Origin of the sequence: Streptomyces sp. NPDC006510 (genome assembly GCF_040611955.1) — a bacterium.
GTDB lineage: Bacteria > Actinomycetota > Actinomycetes > Streptomycetales > Streptomycetaceae > Streptomyces.
Map to the genome: position 1 here is coordinate 17,384 of NZ_JBEXPH010000060.1, position 19,198 is coordinate 36,581.

Below are 19,198 nucleotides of genomic sequence, written 5' to 3' on the forward strand. Positions count from 1 at the left end.
AAGCGAACGGGCAGGCGAACAAAGGAAGTTCGCCTGCCCGTCGGGGAGCCGCTGCCGGAATGTGACCGGCCGGTCAGCCCTTCAGCGCGGCCGTGATCGCGGTGTTGAAGTCGTCCACCGTCATCGGAGCGTTCTCGCTCTTCCCGTCGGTGAGCGCCTTGCCGTCCATCTTCAGCGTCGGGGTGCCCCTCACGCCGCTCTTTTCGAACGCCTCGGACATCTTCATCGCCCAGCTGTCGAACGTGCCGTCCTTGACGTTCTTCTGGAAGGCGGCGTTGCCCTTGAGCGCGTCCACCGAGTCGGCGATCTTGATCAGGTAGGAGTCGTCCTTGAACTTGTCGACCGTCTCCTCCGGGTGGTACTTCGCGGAGTAGAGCGCGGCCTTGTAGTCGAGGAAGGCCTCCGGGCTGACATCGAGCGCGGCGCCGAGCGCGCTCAGCGCGTTCTTCGAGCCCTCGCCGCCGGCCATGTCGTCGATGAACGTGGCACCGATGTACTTGATCTTGTACTTCCCGGCGTCGACGTCCTTGTGCACCGTCTCGCCGATGGCCTGCTCGAACGTTCCGCAGATCGGGCAGCGCGAGTCCTCGTACAGCTCCAGGGTCTTCTTGGCGGTCGACTTGCCGATGACGACGGTGGTGCCGTTGTCGCCCGAGGTGTTCTTGGGCGCGGTCACGTTCTTCGCGTCCTTGGCCGCCTCCCAGTGGGACGGCTTGTTCAGCTGCATGACACCCCAGGTGGCGGCACCCACGACGGCCAGCACGCCGACGATCGAGACGCCGACGATGATCTGCCGGCGGGCCTTGTCCTTCTTGGCCTGGCGCTCGCGCTCGGCGCGCAGCCGCTCGCGGGCCGCTGCCTTGTTGGCCTGGCTGTTGCGCTTGCTCATGTCTGTATCTCCATGGTGTGAGTGGTACGTCGTCGGGGAGGTGCGTGCTCAGGCGAAGGCGCGTGCCCAGCGCGGCGGTCCCCTCCGTCCCACGGAGTGAACGAGCAGACGGGCGTGTACGAGCAGGTGCGGGCCGTGTCCGGCGGGCCGCACCCGGCGGCGTACCCGGCGGCCGGCCGTACCGACCACGGCGACCGCGATCAGCAGCGGCCGGAACGCCAGGACGGCCACCGCCTCCAGCAGGCCGGCCAGCGCGGACTCGCCCCGCCGGAGCCAGGCCGCGGCGAGCAGGCCGACCGTCACATGGGCGCCGAGCAGCAGCCACGGCACCGCGGGGCCGGGCGAGGCCAGCAGCGCGGCCGTCGTGTGCCCGGCATCGGTCACCGAGGCGAGCGGGGTGCCGACGTCACCGGCCCCGGCCGCACCGGTGCCGAACTCGCCGCCGCACAGCACATCGACGCCGACCGAACGCAGCGGCCCCGCGATCGGGCCGCCGGCCGCGCCGTAACAGAGGTGCTGACCGGTGGTGAAGACGGTGTCGGCGGCCAGCTCCAGCGGGACCAGCAGCCCGGCGATCGCCCCGAAACCGCGCTCCCGGCCGGCCAGCGCGTACGCCACGGCGAAGACCGCGCCGGCCAGCACGGCGACGGCGGTCAGCGGCAGCGGGACCCGGGAGAGCAGCACATGGGACGCAGCGGAGAGCGTCACGACGAGCGCCGTGAAAAGCGCCGCGCGAACGACTCTGAGCTGCGTCCCGGATATGTCCATCGCCGAGGAGTGTCGCATGCCTACCTGTAAGTGACCCCTGAAGGGCGGGCCTACAGCCCCGGAATGCGGCCGTTGCGGAAGAGATCCACGAAGATCTGGTGGTCGGCGCGGGCCCGGGAGCCGTAGCCGTGGGCGAAGTCCACCAGCAGACCGGCGAAGCCCTCCTCGTCGGCCGCGATCGCCGCGTCGATCGCCCGCTCGGTGGAGAACGGCACCAGCGAGTGGCCGCTCTCGTCGTCCGCCGCGGAGTGCATCGTCGCCGTCGCCCGGCCGAGATCGGCGACGACCGCCGCGATCTCCTCCGGCTCGTCGATGTCGGACCAGTCCAGATCGACCGCGTACGGAGACACCTCGGCGACCAGCTGGCCCGCCCCGCCCAGCTCGGTCCAGCCGAGCCACGGGTCGGCGTGCGCCTGGAGGGCGCGCTGCGAGATCACGGTGCGGTGGCCCTCGTGCTGGAAGTACTCGCGCACCGCCGCGTCGGTGACGTGCCGGGAGACCGCGGGTGTCTGCGCCTGCTTGAGGTAGATCACCACATCGTTCTCCAGGGCGTCGCTGTTGCCCTCAAGAAGGATGTTGTACGAGGGCAGCCCGGCCGAACCGATGCCGATGCCGCGACGGCCGACGACATCCTTCACCCGGTAGGAGTCGGGGCGGGTCAGGCTCGACTCCGGCAGCGTCTCCAGATAGCCGTCGAAGGCGGCCAGCACCTTGTAGCGCGTCGCCGCGTCCAGATCGATCGAGCCGCCGCCCGGCGCGAACCGGCGCTCGAAGTCCCGGATCTCCGTCATCGAGTCCAGCAGCGAGAACCGGGTCAGCGACCGGGCGTCGCGCAGCGCGTCCAGCAGCGGGCCCTCGGCCGTGTCCAGCGTGAAGGGCGGCACCTCGTCGTTCTTCGCGCCCGTCGCCAGCGCGTGGATCCGCTCGCGGTAGGCCGCCGCGTAGACCCGGACCAGCTCGGTGATCTGGTCGTCGCTCAGCGCCTTCGCGTACCCGATCAGCGCGACGGAGGCGGCGAACCGCTTGAGGTCCCAGGTGAACGGGCCGACGTACGCCTCGTCGAAGTCGTTCACGTTGAAGACCAGCCGGCCGTTGGCGTCCATGTACGTGCCGAAATTCTCGGCGTGCAGATCGCCGTGGATCCACACCCGGCCGGTCCGCTCGTCCAGGTACGGGCCGCCGTGCCGCTCCCGCTCCAGGTCGTTGTAGAACAGGCACGCCGTGCCCCGGTAGAAGGCGAACGCAGATCCCGCCATCTTGCGGAACTTGACCCGGAAGGCAGCCGGATCGGCGGCCAGCAGCTCCCCGAACGCGGTGTCGAAGACCTCAAGAATCTGCTCCCCGCGCTGCGCTGCGCCGGTCTGCGCTTCCGACATCTCTGGGTGCCTCCTGGTACCTGACGTGCATGACAGACGTGCATGACAAATGGGACGGGCGTCCCAGCCCTTCAACGCGCGACCGTACCGGGGAGTGCCCGTCGCCCGGCACCTCGGAGACGTAGACTTCCACGCTGTCCCCCAAAACCGTCATCGTCCGTTTCCCGGAGGCACAGCGCCGTGACCAAGCCGCCCTTCACGCACCTTCACGTCCACACCCAGTACTCGCTGCTGGACGGTGCCGCGCGGCTCAAGGACATGTTCGCTGCCTGTAATGAGATGGGCATGTCGCACATCGCGATGACGGACCACGGCAACCTGCACGGGGCGTACGACTTCTTCCACTCGGCGCAGAAGGCGGGCGTCACGCCGATCATCGGCATCGAGGCATACGTCGCCCCGGAGTCGCGCAAGCACAAGCGGAAGATCCAGTGGGGTCAGCCGCACCAGAAGCGCGACGACGTGTCGGGTTCGGGTGGTTACACCCACAAGACGATCTGGGCGTCGAACGCGACGGGCCTGCACAACCTCTTCAGGCTGTCCTCGGACGCGTACGCGGAGGGCTGGCTGCAGAAGTGGCCGCGCATGGACAAGGAGACCATCGCCCAGTGGTCCGAGGGCCTGATCGCGTCCACCGGCTGCCCCTCGGGCGAGGTGCAGACCCGGCTGCGGCTCGGCCAGTTCGACGAGGCGGTCCAGGCCGCCTCCGACTACAAGGACATCTTCGGCGAGGGCAAGTACTTCCTGGAGCTGATGGACCACGGCATCGAGATCGAGCGCCGGGTCCGTGACGGGCTCCTCGAAATCGGCAAGAAGCTGAACATCCCGCCGCTGGTGACCAACGACTCGCACTACACCTACGCGCACGAGGCCACCGCGCACGACGCCCTGCTCTGCATCCAGACCGGGAAGAACCTCTCCGACCCGGACCGCTTCCGCTTCGACGGCACCGGCTACTACCTCAAGACGACCGACGAGATGTACGCCGTCGACTCCTCCGACGCCTGGCAGGAGGGCTGCGCCAACACCCTGCTGGTCGCGCAGCAGATCGACACCACCGGCATGTTCGAGAAGCGCGACCTGATGCCGAAGTTCGACATCCCGGACGGCTACACGGAGATCACCTGGTTCCAGGAAGAGGTCCGCGTCGGGATGAACCGGCGCTTCCCGGGCGGTGTCCCCGAGGACCGGCAGAAGCAGGTCGAGTACGAGATGGACATCATCATCCAGATGGGGTTCCCGGGGTACTTCCTGGTCGTCGCCGACTTCATCATGTGGGCGAAGAACAACGGCATCGCGGTCGGCCCCGGCCGAGGTTCCGCCGCCGGTTCGATCGTGGCGTACGCGATGGGCATCACCGACCTCGACCCGATCGAGCACGGACTTATCTTCGAGCGGTTCCTCAACCCCGAGCGCGTCTCCATGCCCGATGTCGACATCGACTTCGACGAGCGCCGGCGCGTCGAAGTGATCAGGTACGTGACGGAGAAGTACGGCGCCGACAAGGTCGCCATGATCGGCACGTACGGAAAGATCAAGGCGAAGAACGCCATCAAGGACTCCGCCCGGGTCCTCGGCTACCCCTACGCGATGGGCGACCGGCTCACCAAGGCCATGCCCGCCGACGTCCTCGGCAAGGGCATCGACCTCAACGGCATCACCGACCCCAAGCACCCGCGCTACAGCGAGGCGGGCGAGATCCGGGGGATGTACGAGAACGAGCCGGACGTCAAGAAGGTCATCGACACCGCGAAGGGCGTCGAGGGCCTGGTCCGGCAGATGGGCGTGCACGCCGCCGGCGTCATCATGTCCAGCGAGCCGATCGTCGACCACGCCCCGATCTGGGTGCGGCACACCGACGGCGTCACCATCACGCAGTGGGACTACCCGCAGTGCGAGTCGCTCGGCCTGCTGAAGATGGACTTCCTGGGCCTGCGCAACCTCACCATCATGGACGACGCCGTGAAGATGGTGGAGTCCAACAAGGGCGTCAAGCTGGACCTGCTCGGCCTCCCGCTGGACGACGCCAAGACGTACGAGATGCTCTGCCGCGGTGACACGCTCGGCGTGTTCCAGTTCGACGGCGGTCCGATGCGCTCCCTGCTGCGCCAGATGCAGCCCGACAACTTCGAGGACATTTCCGCCGTCTCGGCCCTGTACCGGCCGGGCCCGATGGGCATGAACTCGCACACGAACTACGCCGAGCGCAAGAACGGCCGCCAGGAGATCACTCCGATCCACCCGGAGCTGGAGGAGCCCCTCAAGGAGGTCCTCGGCCTCACCTACGGCCTGATCGTGTACCAGGAGCAGGTGCAGAAGGCCGCCCAGATCGTCGCCGGCTACTCGCTCGGCGAGGCCGACATCCTGCGCCGTGTGATGGGCAAGAAGAAGCCCGAGGAGCTGGCGAAGAACTTCGTCCTCTTCGAAGCGGGGGCCAAGGAGAAGGGCTTCTCCGACGCCGCGATCAAGGCCCTGTGGGACGTGCTGGTCCCGTTCGCCGGATACGCGTTCAACAAGGCGCACTCCTCCGCGTACGGCCTGGTCACCTACTGGACCGCGTACCTCAAGGCGAACTACCCCGCCGAGTACATGGCGGCGCTGCTGACCTCGGTCAAGGACGACAAGGACAAGTCGGCCGTCTACCTCAACGAGTGCCGTCGCATGGGCATCAAGGTGCTGCCGCCCAATGTGAACGAGTCCCTGTCGAACTTCGCCGCCCAGGGCGACGACGTGATCCTCTTCGGCCTCACCGCCGTGCGCAACGTCGGCCAGAACGTCGTCGACTCGATCATCCGGTGCCGCAAGGCGAAGGGGAAGTACAGCTCCTTCCCCGACTTCCTGGACAAGGTCGAAGCGGTCGTCTGCAACAAGCGCACCGTCGAATCGCTGATCAAGGCCGGCGCCTTCGACGAGATGGGCCACACCCGCAAGGGCCTGGTGGCCCACCACGAACCGATGATCGACAACGTGGTGCAGGTCAAGCGCAAGGAGGCCGAGGGGCAGTTCGACCTCTTCGGCGGCATGGGCGAGGAGGAGAGCGACGAGCCGGGCTTCGGGCTCGATGTGGAGTTCTCCGACATCGAGTGGGAGAAGTCCTACCTGCTGGCCCAGGAGCGCGAGATGCTCGGCCTGTACGTCTCCGACCACCCGCTCTTCGGTCTGGAACACGTGCTGTCCGACAAGGCCGACTCCTCGATCTCCCAGCTGACCGGCGGCGAGCACGCCGACGGCGCCATCGTCACCGTCGGCGGCATCATCTCCGGCCTCCAGCGCAAGATGACCAAGCAGGGCAACGCCTGGGCCATCGCCACCGTCGAGGACCTGGCCGGTTCCATCGAGTGCATGTTCTTCCCGGCCACCTACCAGCTGGTCTCCACCCAGCTCGTCGAGGACACCGTCGTCTTCGTCAAGGGCCGCCTCGACAAGCGGGAGGACGTGCCGCGGCTGGTCGCCATGGAGATGCAGGTCCCCGACATCTCCTCGGCCGGCACCAACGCCCCCGTGGTGCTGACCATCCCCACCGTCAAGATCACCCCGCCGATGGTCAGCCGCCTCGGCGAGGTCCTCAGCAGCCACCGCGGCGACACCGAGGTGCGGATCAAGCTCCAGGGTCCCCGCAAGACCACGGTGCTCCGGCTCGACCGGCACCGGGTCAAGCCCGACCCGGCGCTCTTCGGCGACCTGAAGGTGCTGCTCGGCCCGTCCTGCCTGGCCGGCTGATCCGGCTCTCCCGCAGACGTACGAGAGGGGCGCCCCGCGAAAGCGGGAGCGCCCCTCTCGGCTACCCGGCCCGCGACCGGACCGGAGACATCTCCGGTCAGTTGTGGCCGAAGCGCCGCTGGTGCTTACGGGCAACATCAGCAGGGCTGCCCTGGGCCTGCGACTGAGGCTGTATCTGAGACTCGTACGCGGTCGTCTTGGTCTCTTCCGCGCCGCGCTCCGGACCGGACGCGCGGTTCTGCCGGCTGCCCTGCTTGCGGTTCTTGTTCTTGGCCATGGTGTTCCTCCTGTGGGGACTCTCGGGGCCAGGACCGCGTTCAGATTCACATAGCGGGGTAAACCATGCATGTTGGATCATTACCGTGCGTAGTGGGGGTGCATGGTGCGTCGTTTTCCGGATCCGCCACGCCGATGATCGAGTTCCGGACGTCAACCCCTGCGCGGTCGGGCAGACTCGAAGGAAACCCTTGGCAAAGACCGCACCCGAACTTCTGGAAGAGGGTGGATCGCGTGGACCGTTGCGTCGTCCTGGTGGACGCCGGCTACTTGCTGGGCGCAGCCGCGAGCCTGCTGGCCGGAGAGCCCGCCCGTTCCCGCATCACGGTCGACCACGCGGCCCTCATCCGGGGCCTGCGCGAGCGGGCCGAGGCCGATACGCAGCAGCCGCTGCTGCGGATCTACTGGTTCGACGGAGCCCCCGACCGCGTGCCGCAGCCCGAGCACCGCAGGCTGCGTGTGATGCCCCGGGTGACCGTCCGCCTCGGCGCCCTGACCCGGAGCGACGGGCGCTGGGCACAGAAGGGCGTCGACGCCGCGATGCACGCCGAGCTCACCGAACTGGCCAGGAACCGGGCCTGCTCCGACGTGGTGCTGGTGACCGGCGACGGCGATCTGCTGCCCGGTCTGATGTCCGCCAAGGAGCACGGAGTCGCCGTCCATCTGTGGGCCGTCCAGGCCGCCGACGGCGACTACAACCAGTCCGAGGACCTGGTGGCCGAGGCCGATGAACGAAGGGTGCTCGACCGGGCCTGGATCACCCAGGCCGTACGGCCCAAGGAGACCGGCGGCGTCTGCGCCCCGCAGCCCGTGCCCCGCCCGGAGATCGCCGCGATTCTCTCGGCGCCGCTGCCCGAGGCCGCCCTCGCCGCCTCCGCCGAGCGGGCCTCGGAGGCCCAGGCGGCAGCCGCCGCCAACGGCGCCGTGGCACCGCCCGAGGAGAGCGCCGCCACCGACCGGCCCGTACCCGGCGGCAAGGCCGTCCCCACCCCCAAGGACCTGGCGGGCAGCCTGCGCGGCCCCGGCGCCCAGCCCGACCGGCACCTCCCGCAGCCGTCGCCCGCCGGCGCGACCCTGCGCTGGTCCTCCGACAAGAGCTGGGCGGAGCGCGGCGGACCGCTGGGCGAGCCCGCCGAGACCGCCTCGCTGCCGACGCTGGCCCAGCTCACCAGCGCCGAGCAGCGCTGGGCGGACCGCGAGGAGGACATCACCACCGTCGGCGGTGACCCCTTCGAGGTGGGCCAGGTATTCGCCCGTCGCTGGATGGAGCGACTGCCGGAGACCGTCCACCTGCAGAAGCTGTCGACCATGTATCCGCGCATCCCGCACCGCATCGACGGCGAACTGCTGCGCTACGCGGCACGGTTCGGCCTGCTCGCCCACAAGGACGACCAGATCGACGAGCACGACCGCTACGCGATCCGGGCGGGATTCTGGCGGGAGATCGATGTACGGGCCGCGGCCGAGCAGACCCCCGCCGCGGATCGGACGACCCCGTCCGTCGGCTGACCGCGCAGCGGAGCCGCGGGCGGACGAACCGGCCGCCGATCACCGCGTCGGCGCCCGGCCGCCGTGGCCCCGGACGCGATCCGGGGCCTCCGACCCCGTACCCTCGTACCTCGTGAGTACGGGCACAGCACAGGCGCAGCCGGCGACCGGGACCGTGTGCGCGGTGCGTGATCTGGTCAAGACCTATCCCGCAGCCCGCGGCCGCCGCGGCACACCCGCCGCACCCGAGGTACGCGCCACCGACGGGATCAGCCTGGATGTGCGGCGCGGCGAGATCTTCGGCCTCCTCGGCCCCAACGGCGCCGGGAAGTCCACCCTCGTACGGCAGCTCACCGGCCTGATGCGCCCCGATTCCGGCAGCGTCACCGTGCTGGGCCACGATCTCGTACGTCATCCGGAGCGCGCCTCCCGGCTGATCGGCTACCTCGGGCAGGAGTCCACCGCCCTCGACGAGCTGACCGTGTCGCTCGCCGCCGAGACCACCGGACGGCTGCGCGGCCTCGCGGCGGCGGATGCCCGCGCCGAGCGGGACGCCGTACTCGACGAGCTCGGCCTCACCGGGATCGCGGGACGCCCCCTGAAGAAGCTCTCCGGCGGGCAGCGGCGGCTCGCCTGCTTCGCCGCCGCGCTGGTCGGCGAGCGGCCGGTGCTGGTGCTGGACGAGCCGACGACCGGCATGGACCCCGTCGCGCGGCGCGCCGTCTGGGCCGCCGTGGACCGGCGCCGGGCCGAGCGCGGCACGACGGTGCTGCTCGTCACCCACAACGTCATCGAGGCCGAGACGGTCCTCGACCGGGTCGCCGTGATCGAACGCGGCAAGGTCATCGCCTGCGACACGCCGACCGGGCTCAAGGAGCGTGTCGCGGGCGAGGTCCGGGTCGAGCTGGTGTGGCGCGAGCGGGCGCCGCTGGACGTCCCCGAAGTGGCCGCGCTGCGCGGCGCGGCCCAGGAGTCCGGGCGGCGCTGGGTGCTGCGGCTCGGCCCCGACGCGGCGCGGGTGGCGGTCGCCGCGGTGACCGGCGGCGCGGCCTTCGCCGCACTCGACGACTTCACGCTGGCGACGCCCAGCCTGGAGGACGTCTATCTCGCGCTCGGCGGGGACGCGGCCAAGGGGCTGGTGAAGGCATGACCGCGGTGAGCGGGACGACCGGGTGCGGGTGCGCGGCCGGGCCGGGAGCGAACAGGAGCAGCGCCAGGTGACGAGCATCGTTCCCGCGCACGCGGTGACCGGATCCGTCCGGGCCGCGGAGGACGGCCGTGCCGGTCCCCTCGGCGACGGCGCCGGCGTCGGCGTCGGCCGGGAGGGGGCGGCGCCCGCGCCGCTCGCACCGCGGGCCCGGCTGTTCCCTTCGCTCGCGGCCGTCTACCGCGCCCAGCTGTCCAGGGCCAGGGTCGCCCGGATCCCGCTGCTCTTCGTCGCGACCTTCCAGTCGGTCGGGATCATGGTGCTGATGCGCGGGGTCGTCGACGGCGGTTCCGAGGCGCGGGCCGTCGTCGCCGGCTCCAGCGTCCTCGTCGTGGCCTTCGTGGCGCTCAATCTCCTCGCCCAGTACTTCGGGCAGCTGCGGGCCGGCGGCGGGCTCGACCACTACGCCACCCTGCCGGTGCCGCCCGCCGCGGTGGTGCTCGGCGCGGCCGGGGCGTACGCCTCCTTCACCGTGCCCGGCACGATCGTCACGGCCGTGGCCGGCAGCGTGCTGTTCGGGCTGCCGCTGACGCATCTGTGGGTGCTCGTCGCCGTCATCCCGCTCTCCGGGGCGGCGCTCTCCGGGCTGGGCGCGGCGCTGGGGCTGCTCGCGCCCCGGCAGGAGCTGGCCACGCTGCTCGGCCAGCTGGGCATGTCGGCGGCGCTGCTGCTCGGTGTGCTCCCGGCCGACCGGCTGCCGACGCCGGTCGGCTGGGCGCGCGATCTGCTGCCCTCGACCTACGGCGTCGAGGCGCTCTCGCGGTCCTTCGGCGCCCACCCGGACTGGGCGGTCGTCGCGCTGGACCTCGCCGTCTGTGCCCTTGTCGGCGTCCTCTCGCTGGCCGTGGCGACCTGGGCGTACCGCAGGGCAGCGGTCCGGTGAGGCGCGGCGCGGGGGCGCCTGGCACGATGGCACGGTGACCGCACCTCTGACGCCGCCTCACCAGCCCTCGTCCAACGATCCGTGGCAGACCCCGCCGAACTGGGGTGGCCCGGGAGGACCGGGCAGGCCCGGTGGACCTGGTGGGCCCGGCGGGTCCGGTGCGTACCACCCCGGAACCCTGCTGGAGGCGCAGCAGGAGAAGGATCTCCGGTCGGATCTGCGGCGGGCCGCGATCGTCACCGCTCTCGTGACTCTCTCGGGCATCGCGCTCGGGCTCCTCTGGCTGTGGCTGGCGCCGAGGGTTCCGCTCGTCTCCGACAGCACCGCCGTCTTCCTGAGCGACAGCGAGGGCGAGGAGGCGATCGGCGCCGACGGTACGTTCGTGCTGCTGGCCCTCGCCTTCGGGGCGCTCTCCGCGGCGCTGCTCTTCTGGTTCCAGCGGCGCGGCGGCATCGCCCTGGTGGTGGGGCTCGCGCTGGGCGGGTTGCTCGGTTCGCTGCTGGCCTGGCGGCTGGGGGTGTGGCTCGGGCCGACCCAGGACGTGGTCGCGCACGCGCGGGCGGTCGGCAAGGGCGTGGTCTTCGACGCGCCGCTCCAGCTGCGGGCGAAGGGGGCGCTGCTGGCTTGGCCGCTGGGTGCGATGGCGGTCCATCTCGGGCTGACCGCGCTGTTCGGGCCACGGGATCCGGAGCCGGAGTGGGGGGTGTTCCCGGGTGGGGCGCCTGGTTCCGGGGCGGCCGGGGGCGGGGCGCCGGTGGGGTCGTAGGGCGGGTGCGGTGCGGTGCGGGTGCGTGGGGGTGGCTGGGGTGGGCCGCTGCGCGGGGCTTGTCCCCTACCCGCCCCTTCCCGAAACCGGGGCTCTGCCCCGGACCCGGTCCTCAATCGCCGGACGGGCTGAAAGGTGCCCGGACGGGCTGAGAAACTCCGGCCGGGCGGAACAAGTGCCGAGCCGGCTGAGAGGCGCCGGCTCCGGGCGGAACAAGTGCCGAGCCGGCCGAGCAGTGCCGGGCGGGCTGATGAAGCGCCGCCGGGGCAGTCCCCCTACCCCCGGCCGATCTCCGCGAACACCGCCCCCGTCAGCGACGCCAGATCCGCCGGGGAGAGTTCGACCTCCAGGCCGCGGCGGCCCGCCGAGACGCAGATCGTCTCGTGGGACCGTGCCGAGGCGTCCAGCACCGTACGCAGCCGCTTCCGCTGGCCCAGTGGGGAGATGCCGCCCCGTACGTAGCCGGTGGTGCGTTCCGCGGCCGTCGGGTCGGCCATCGTGGCCCGCTTGCCGCCCACCGCTGAGGCCAGGGCCTTGAGGTCCAGCGTGCCGGCCACCGGGACGACCGCCACGGTCAGCGTGCCGTCGACGTCCGCCACCAGGGTCTTGAAGACCCGGTCGGGGGAGACGCCCAGCGCCTGGGCCGCCTCCTCGCCGTAGGAGGCCGACGCCGGGTCGTGGTCGTAGGAGTGGACGGTGAACGCCGTGCCGGACGCGGTCAGTGCGACCGTTGCCGGAGTGCCGCCGGACTGCTGCTTCTTGGGCTTCTTCGCCACGGGGAAACGGTCCTCGGTCGGATCGGTCGGATCGGTCGGATCAGTTGGGGTGGGTCGGGGCGCGGGTCAGATCCACCGCGGGCAGCGACGGCAGATGGCGGATGACGGCGGTCTCGGAGCGCAGCAGCGTCAGTTCCTCGCGCAGCCGGGTCGCGGTGTCGGGTGCCTGGAGCAGCCGTTGCTTGGTCGGTACGTCGAGTACCGCCGCCGCCGCGACCAGGTAGGAGACGACGGAGGGGTCGTCGGGCAGGTCCGCGCCGGTCGTGAGGGACCGTTCGCTCGCCCCGGCCAGTCGCTTCTGGTAGCTGCGGAAGGCCCGCAGTACGCCCTCGGCGAGCGCCCCCGCCTCCTCGCCGGTCTCCTCGCCCAGCTCTTCGAGTTCGGCCGTCAGGAAGGGGCCGCTCGCCTCGACGGAGAGCAGCTTCACCCGGGTGGTGCCGGTCGCCAGGACCTCGAAGCTGCCGTCCGGCCGTTCCCGGATCTTCGCCGCGTCGGCGATGCAGCCGACCCGGTGGAAGGTCTGGACGGGGTCGGGGCCGAAGCCGTCCGAGGGGCCGCGTTCGGCGGGGACGTTCAGGGCGTCCGGCATTCCGGCGCCCGTCGGGGCGGTCTCGCGGCCGTCGCGGATCGCGACCACGGCGAAGCGGCGGGGTTCGTCCTCGTCGGTCTTCAGGAGCTCGCGCATCATGGCGCGATAACGCTCCTCGAAGACGTTCAGCGGCAGCACGAGGCCGGGGAACAGCACCGCGTTCAGCGGGAACAGAGGCAGGCGAGCGGTGGTCACAACGGTCAAGCGTAATGGCCGCCGGCCCTGCCCCGGTCGGCCCGTCCGGGGAACGGCGTCGGGCAGGCCGTCCGGAGCCGTGCGTCGTCCCGCGCCTCCAGGAACCGGCCGAGCGGATCGTCGGAGACCGACGACCACGGGAACGACGCCGCATGGGGTCCGATCTGCCGGAACTGTTCCAGTGCCTCGTCCCAGCGGCCCCGGCTGACCAGCACGAACGCCAGCAGATTGCGGACCTCGCCGGGCCAGGGGTCGCCCGGCTCGAACGAGGCGGACAGCGCGATGGCCAGATCCGCCGCCGCGTCGATACGTTCCTCCTGCACCGAGGTGGTCCGTGCGCCGGGCCCCTCGATCAGCAGGGCGAAGGCGGCCCGCAGCGGCAGCGCCTGCACCAGCGAGCTGGGCAGCGAGTCCTCGGCGGCCCGCTCGGCGAAGTCGAAGCACTCGCGGTGCGAGCCGTACCAGGCCGCGGAGAGGTACCGCAGCGCCGCGACATGGCAGCCGTAGTGGTGCGAGGAGCGCTGGATCGCCTGCTCCCACAGCGCCTCGAACGTGGTGTGCGTGGCATGGGTGCCGCGTGCGTGGTCGAGCGCGAGGCGCCAGGGCACCGGGTCGCGCGGATCGCTCTCGGCCGCCGCCGTGATCAGCGGTCCCAGCTCGCGCAGCTGCTCGGCCCGCGCGGGCGACTCCCAGGCCCGGCGGACCGCCAGCTCTGCCTTGACGAGCAGCGCGTCCGGGTCGTGCGGGGCGGCGGCGAGCCAGTCGGTCAGCCAGCCGTCGCGGTTGCGGGCGAAGGTGACGAGCCGGCCGAGGTAGCGGTCGCGGTTCTCCCACTCGGCGCCGTCCCGGGTGGTGGCGAGGAGTTTCGCGGCCGGTCCGTACTCCCCGAGAGCGGCGGCGACCAGTGCGGGGGAGAGCCGCTCGTCGGGGGCGTCGAGCAGCACCTCGTCGTCCGCGGGCAGCGTGGCGGGCCCCTGTGAGGGGCGCCGGATCGTGCACGCGGCACGGAGCAGAGAGCGAAGGATTGCCATGGTGCAGACCATTGAAAAGCCCTGGTCGGGGCGGCGCCAGAGGCGCGCTGTGAAGCTTTGGTGCCGAGTGAATGGGTTGTATCGGACCGGGTCAAGAAGAAGTAAAGGAAAGTGCGGAATCTGGCTTGTTCCCGCTGTTCCGGCCGATGGTGTACGGCCCTTCGAGCGCAGCTCGGGCGATCGTTCGACCACGGTCCATGGACACCGCGCCGACCGTTCGGCAGAGGGGATTCCGAACGGTCCCACGGCCCGTCGTCCAGCCGGCCGTGGCCGGATTCCGGTCAGCCCCGGCGCAGCAGCCGGGAGGCGCCCGCCGCGACGGTCGTGGCCAGTATCCAGCCCAGCAGTACGAGCACGGCCGCCGCCCACTGCCAGCCGTCCTCCATCCGCCAGTAACCGTCCTGGCCCAGATTGATCACCGGGATCAGCAGATCCAGCGCGTACAGCGCCGGGTTCCACTGCGGGTGCTCGTCCTGTTTGATCGCCGCCGGGACGTGCTGCGAGAAGGCCATCGCCCCCGCCGCCCACAGCAACGCCATCCACAGCGCGGCCCGCCCAGGCCGGTAGCCGTACGCCACCGTCCAGTCCTGGAGGAAGCCCCAGAGCTTCGCGGCGAGCGGCAGCGTCTCGCGCCGCCGCCGCTGCTTGGCCAGCAGCACCTCCCGGGCGTCCGCGTCCTCCCCGCAGTTGCGCAGCACCGTCGCCAGGCGTTCGTACGGCTCCGGTACGTACTCCGGGGTCGCCGCCGCCACCCACTCCAGGCGCCGGGAGAGCGGGAAGTGCCCGTACGGGACGAGGTTCTCGTACACGAAACCGCCCATCGCCAGCCCGCCGGGCCCCGGCCAGCTGGTCGACACGTCGATCAGCGTGACGACCTTCGCGCCGTTCAGCACGACCCGGCCCTCCTCCGGCCGTTCCGCGTTGAACCGCAGCTCCGGGGTGACGATCCGGCGCAGCGACAGCTCCTCGTGCCGGGCCAGCACGAACCGCGCCTTGTGCAGATCGACCGCGTCGCCGAACCGCCCGTCGTCCAGACGCACCCCGCCGCGGCACTCGAAGACCTGCGAACGCGTGCCGTTCGCCGGGGTCGACGCCATGACGATGCCGAACGGGGGAGTGGTGCCCTGGATCCCGGTGTCGATGCTCACCCACGCCTCGCTCATGTACAGCGTCCGCTCCACGGTCAGTTGCGGGGCGTTCAGCGCGCGCCGCCCCTCCCTGCCCCGCAGCCGGCTGCCGCGCAGGCTCAGCGAACCGCCGACCTTCGCCCCGCGCAGACTCAGCTCGCCGCGCGCCTCGATCAGCTCCGCCTGCAGATCCTGGGCGACCGCCAGCCCGTCCCCGGCCAGCGCCCGCCCGCCACGGTCCGGGCCGATCTCGATCTGGTTGATCAGCAGATCGGTGCCGATCTGGGCGTCGGTGAGCCGGAGCCCGCGCGGGATCCGGCAGCGCGGCAGATGCAGATCACCCTCGGTGCGCAGCCGGGCCGCCTCCAGCCGCGGCATCGCACAGCCGACGATCCGCAACGTCGTGAAGTGGCATTCCGGCAGCACCACCTCGCTCTCGAAGCGACAGCCGGTCATCTCGACGTACGGCGCGACGCGCCCGCCCGCGAGATCGAGTGTTCCGGTGATCCGCACCCCCCGTAACTTCAGCGCCGCCACCCGCCCCGGCCGCGGCGGCGGACCGGACAGCAGCAGCCGGGCGACGACGCGCCCGTCCACACTGCGCTCCGGTCCCCAGACACGCGGCGCGAACGGATCGTCCCGCGCGGGGTCGCGGGCGCGCAGATCGTAGGTGCTGCCGTTCCGGAAGGCCTGCCACATACCCAGCTCGGCTGCGCTCAGACCATCCGGAAAATCGCCATCGTGCGGCTCGGTCACGGGTGCCCCTTCCGCTCGGAGCTGTTCTTCCCCCTGGGTGACGACGTGAACGCTATTGGTCAGCAGTGACATCCGGGACATGTATCAGCCAGTGATACGGGCGACCGGACGCCGGAGGCGGTCTGCGAGAATTGCGGTGTGATCTCTCGAATCGATCTGCGCGGCAACGCCCTCCCCGAGGGTGGAGCCCTGCGCGACCTGCTGCCCCGTGCCGAGTTCGACGTGGAAGCCGCCCTGGAGACGGTGCGGCCCATCTGCGAGGACGTACGCCATCGTGGCTCCGCGGCAGTGATCGAGTGGGGGGAGAAATTCGACGGCGTACGGATCGACTCGATCCGGGTCCCGGCCGAGGCGATCGCCGACGCCGTCGAGCGGCTCGACCCGGCCGTGCGGGCCGCCCTGGAGGAGTCGATCCGCCGCGCCCGCCTCGTCCACCGCGAGCAGCGCCGCACCACGCACACCACCCAGGTCGTCCCCGGCGGCACCGTCACCGAGAAGTGGGTGCCGGTCGAGCGCGTCGGGCTGTACGTACCGGGCGGGCGCTCCGTCTATCCCTCGTCCGTGGTCATGAACGTCGTACCGGCCCAGGAGGCGGGCGTCGAGGGCATCGCCGTCGCCTCCCCGCCGCAGAAGGACTTCGGCGGTCTGCCGCACCCGACGATCCTCGCCGCCTGCGCCCTGCTCGGCGTCGACGAGGTGTACGCGGCCGGCGGCGCCCAGGCCGTCGCGATGTTCGCGTACGGAACGGCCGAGTGCCTTCCGGTGAACCTCGTCACCGGCCCCGGCAACATCTACGTCGCCGCCGCCAAGCGCCTCCTCAAGGGCCGCATCGGCATCGACGCGGAGGCGGGCCCCACCGAGATCGCGATCCTCGCCGACTCCACCGCCGACCCGGTGCACGTCGCCGCCGACCTGATCAGCCAGGCCGAGCACGACCCGATGGCCGCCGCCGTCCTGGTCACCGACTCCGCGGAGCTGGCCGCGGCCACCGAGGCCGAGCTGAAGCCGCAGATCGCCGCGACCAAGCACGTCACCGACCGGATCGAGCCCGCGCTGGCCGGCCGCCAGTCCGCGATCGTCCTGGTCAACGACCTGGAGGACGGCCTCAAGGTCGTCGACGCGTACGCCGCCGAGCACCTGGAGATCCAGACGGCCGACGCCGCGGCCGTCGCGGACCGGGTCCGCAACGCCGGCGCGATCTTCGTCGGCCCCTGGGCCCCGGTCTCGCTCGGCGACTACTGCGCCGGCTCCAACCACGTCCTGCCCACCGGCGGCTGCGCCTGCCACTCCTCGGGCCTCTCCGTGCAGTCCTTCCTGCGCGGCATCCACATCGTCGACTACACGCGCGACGCACTCGCCGAGGTCACCCACCACGTCGTGACCCTCGCCGAGGCGGAGGACCTCCCCGCCCACGGCGCCGCGCTCAAGGCCAGGTTCGGCTGGAAGGTCCCGCAGCAGTGACGCACAGCAACACCCCTCGCACCCGCATCGACGATCTCCCGATCCGCGACGAACTGCGCGGCAAGTCCCCCTACGGGGCCCCGCAGCTCGACGTACCCGTGCGGCTGAACACCAACGAGAACCCCTACCCGCTGCCCGAGGCGCTCGTCGACCGGATCGCCGAGCGGGTCCGTGAGGCCGCCCGCGACCTCAACCGCTACCCCGACCGGGACGCCGTCGAGCTCCGCACCGAACTGGCCCGCTACCTCACCCGCACCGCCGGGCACCAGGTCGCCCTGGCCAACGTCTGGGCGGCCAACGGCTCCAACGAGGTGCTCCAGCAGCTGCTGCAGACCTTCGGCGGCCCCGGCCGCACCGCGATCGGCTTCGAGCCCTCGTACTCCATGCACGCCCTCATCGCCCGCGGCACCGGCACCGGCTGGATCTCCGGACCGCGCAACGAGGACTTCACCATCGACGTCGAGGCCGCCGAGCGGGCCATCGCCGAGCACCGGCCCGACGTCGTCTTCATCACCTCTCCCAACAACCCCACCGGCACCGCCGTCGACGCCGAGACGGTCCTCGCGCTCTACGAAGCCGCCCAGGCGGCCAGGCCGTCGATGGTCGTGGTCGACGAGGCGTACGGCGAGTTCAGCCACCACGCCTCGCTGCTCCCGCTGATCGAGGGCCGGCCGAACCTGGTGCTCTCGCGCACCATGTCGAAGGCGTTCGGTGCCGCCGGACTGCGCCTGGGCTACCTCGCCGCCGACCCGGCCGTGGTGGACGCGGTCCAGCTGGTGCGGCTGCCGTACCACCTGTCCTCCGTCACCCAGGCCACCGCGCTCGCCGCCCTGGAGCACACCGATACGCTGCTCGGATACGTCGCGCAGCTCAAGAACGAGCGCGACCGGATCGTCACCGAGCTGCGCGCGCTCGGCTACGACGTCACCGACTCGGACGCCAACTTCGTCCAGTTCGGCCGTTTCGCCGACAGCCACACCGCCTGGCAGCGGATCCTCGACCGGGGCGTCCTCGTCCGGGACAACGGCGTACCGGGATGGCTGCGGGTCTCCGCGGGCACTCCGGCAGAGAACGACGCGTTCCTCGATGCGGTACGCGAACTGAAGAAGGAGCACGACGCATGACTCGCGCGGCCCGCGTAGGAAGAGTCGAACGCACCACCAAGGAAACCTCGGTGCTCGTCGAGATAAACCTCGACGGCACCGGCAAGGTCGATGTGTCGACCGGGGTCGGCTTCTACGACCACATGCTCGACCAGCTCGGCCGGCACGGGCTCTTCGACCTCACGGTCAAGACCGACGGCGATCTGCACATCGACTCGCACCACACCATCGAGGACACCGCCCTCGCGCTCGGCGCCGCGTTCAGGCAGGCCCTCGGCGACAAGGTCGGCATCTACCGCTTCGGCAACTGCACCGTCCCGCTGGACGAGTCGCTCGCCCAGGTCACCGTCGACCTGTCCGGCCGCCCCTACCTGGTGCACACCGAGCCGGAGAACATGGCGCCGATGATCGGCGCGTACGACACGACGATGACCCGGCACATCCTGGAGTCCTTCGTCGCGCAGGCGCAGATCGCCCTGCACGTCCACGTGCCGTACGGGCGCAACGCCCACCACATCGTGGAGTGCCAGTTCAAGGCGCTCGCCCGCGCACTGCGCTACGCCAGCGAGCACGACCCGCGCGCCGCCGGGATCCTCCCCTCCACGAAGGGCGCGCTGTGACCGGCCTCAACACCATCCTGATCGTCGTCGGCCTCTTCCTGGCCGGCGGCGTCTACTCCTTCGCGAAGCAGGGCATGCCCAAGGGAGTCATCGTCCTGCTCTCGCTCGCCTCCGTGATGTGCCTGCTGGCAGGCATTCTGCGGATCCAGGGACTCTGGGACTGAGGA

General features: G+C 71.1%; 17 protein-coding genes. 9 read left to right on the forward strand and 8 right to left on the reverse strand.

From position 1 onward, the window contains the following. Nucleotides 1–73 precede the first annotated feature (73 nt). From ABZY11_RS19705 to ABZY11_RS19715, 3 genes are read right to left on the reverse strand one after another with little or no spacing between them, the layout of a single operon-like run. Nucleotides 74–889 (reverse strand): DsbA family protein, encoded by an 816-nt coding sequence (locus ABZY11_RS19705; protein ID WP_356480350.1) that lies wholly within the window; start codon nt 887–889, stop codon nt 74–76. A gap of 48 nt (nt 890–937) precedes the next feature. Then, nucleotides 938–1,657 carry a hypothetical protein gene (locus ABZY11_RS19710; protein ID WP_356480351.1) on the reverse strand — a complete coding sequence of 240 codons (720 nt, stop codon included), beginning with the start codon at nt 1,655–1,657 and terminating at the stop codon, nt 938–940. A gap of 50 nt (nt 1,658–1,707) precedes the next feature. Next, entirely contained in the window at nt 1,708–3,033 is a 1,326-nt protein-coding gene (locus ABZY11_RS19715; RefSeq protein WP_356480352.1) for a DUF2252 domain-containing protein, read from the reverse strand. A gap of 180 nt (nt 3,034–3,213) precedes the next feature. On the opposite strand from ABZY11_RS19715, the gene dnaE reads away from it, so the two are divergent. Then, a complete protein-coding gene (gene dnaE / locus ABZY11_RS19720; protein WP_356480353.1) occupies nt 3,214–6,753 on the forward strand; it encodes a DNA polymerase III subunit alpha in 3,540 nt (1,179 codons plus the stop codon). Between the two features lie 97 nt (nt 6,754–6,850). Here dnaE and ABZY11_RS19725 read toward each other — a convergent pair whose 3' ends face one another. Continuing rightward, the gene (locus tag ABZY11_RS19725; RefSeq protein WP_356480354.1) at nt 6,851–7,030 is read right to left on the reverse strand and encodes a hypothetical protein; all 180 of its coding nucleotides are present in this window, start codon (nt 7,028–7,030) and stop codon (nt 6,851–6,853) included. A 224-nt stretch (nt 7,031–7,254) separates the two neighbouring features. On the opposite strand from ABZY11_RS19725, the gene ABZY11_RS19730 reads away from it, so the two are divergent. The 4 genes from ABZY11_RS19730 (at nt 7,255) to ABZY11_RS19745 (ending at nt 11,373) form a co-directional block, all read left to right on the forward strand. After that, the gene (locus ABZY11_RS19730) at nt 7,255–8,538 is read left to right on the forward strand and encodes an NYN domain-containing protein (RefSeq protein WP_356480355.1); all 1,284 of its coding nucleotides are present in this window, start codon (nt 7,255–7,257) and stop codon (nt 8,536–8,538) included. Nucleotides 8,539–8,692: 154 nt separating this feature from the next. After that, nucleotides 8,693–9,667 carry an ABC transporter ATP-binding protein gene (locus ABZY11_RS19735; RefSeq protein ID WP_356480375.1) on the forward strand — a complete coding sequence of 325 codons (975 nt, stop codon included), beginning with the start codon at nt 8,693–8,695 and terminating at the stop codon, nt 9,665–9,667. 211 nt (nt 9,668–9,878) lie between these two features. Then, nucleotides 9,879–10,607: an ABC transporter permease gene (locus ABZY11_RS19740; RefSeq protein ID WP_356480376.1), complete on the forward strand. Its 729-nt coding sequence runs from the start codon at nt 9,879–9,881 to the stop codon at nt 10,605–10,607. Nucleotides 10,608–10,641: 34 nt separating this feature from the next. Next, nucleotides 10,642–11,373: an ABC transporter permease gene (locus ABZY11_RS19745; RefSeq protein ID WP_356480356.1), complete on the forward strand. Its 732-nt coding sequence runs from the start codon at nt 10,642–10,644 to the stop codon at nt 11,371–11,373. A 275-nt stretch (nt 11,374–11,648) separates the two neighbouring features. Here ABZY11_RS19745 and ybaK read toward each other — a convergent pair whose 3' ends face one another. From ybaK to ABZY11_RS19765, 4 genes are all read right to left on the reverse strand, one after another. Then, nucleotides 11,649–12,149: a Cys-tRNA(Pro) deacylase gene (gene ybaK, locus ABZY11_RS19750; protein ID WP_356480357.1), complete on the reverse strand. Its 501-nt coding sequence runs from the start codon at nt 12,147–12,149 to the stop codon at nt 11,649–11,651. 40 nt (nt 12,150–12,189) lie between these two features. Continuing rightward, complete coding sequence (locus ABZY11_RS19755; protein ID WP_356480358.1) at nt 12,190–12,933, reverse strand: LON peptidase substrate-binding domain-containing protein; 744 nt, start codon at nt 12,931–12,933, stop codon at nt 12,190–12,192. 5 nt (nt 12,934–12,938) lie between these two features. Beyond that, nucleotides 12,939–13,976, reverse strand: a complete 1,038-nt coding sequence (locus ABZY11_RS19760) for a hypothetical protein (RefSeq protein WP_356480359.1) — start codon at nt 13,974–13,976, stop codon at nt 12,939–12,941. 269 nt (nt 13,977–14,245) lie between these two features. Beyond that, nucleotides 14,246–15,847, reverse strand: coding sequence for an oxidoreductase (locus ABZY11_RS19765; RefSeq protein WP_356480360.1), 1,602 nt, complete (start codon nt 15,845–15,847; stop codon nt 14,246–14,248). A 138-nt stretch (nt 15,848–15,985) separates the two neighbouring features. Here ABZY11_RS19765 and hisD point away from each other — a divergent pair, with 138 nt between their 5' ends. From hisD to ABZY11_RS19785, 4 genes are read left to right on the forward strand one after another with little or no spacing between them, the layout of a single operon-like run. After that, entirely contained in the window at nt 15,986–17,308 is a 1,323-nt protein-coding gene (hisD, locus tag ABZY11_RS19770) for a histidinol dehydrogenase (protein WP_356480361.1), read from the forward strand. After that, nucleotides 17,305–18,432 (forward strand): histidinol-phosphate transaminase, encoded by a 1,128-nt coding sequence (locus ABZY11_RS19775; RefSeq protein WP_356480362.1) that lies wholly within the window; start codon nt 17,305–17,307, stop codon nt 18,430–18,432. The genes hisD and ABZY11_RS19775 overlap by 4 nt, the downstream gene beginning before the upstream one ends. Continuing rightward, on the forward strand, nt 18,429–19,031 hold the full coding sequence (gene hisB / locus ABZY11_RS19780; protein WP_356480363.1) for an imidazoleglycerol-phosphate dehydratase HisB: 603 nt from the start codon (nt 18,429–18,431) through the stop codon (nt 19,029–19,031). Before ABZY11_RS19775 ends, hisB begins: the two co-directional genes overlap by 4 nt. After that, a complete protein-coding gene (locus ABZY11_RS19785) occupies nt 19,028–19,195 on the forward strand; it encodes a hypothetical protein (protein WP_164495228.1) in 168 nt (55 codons plus the stop codon). Before hisB ends, ABZY11_RS19785 begins: the two co-directional genes overlap by 4 nt. Nucleotides 19,196–19,198: the final 3 nt, after the last annotated feature.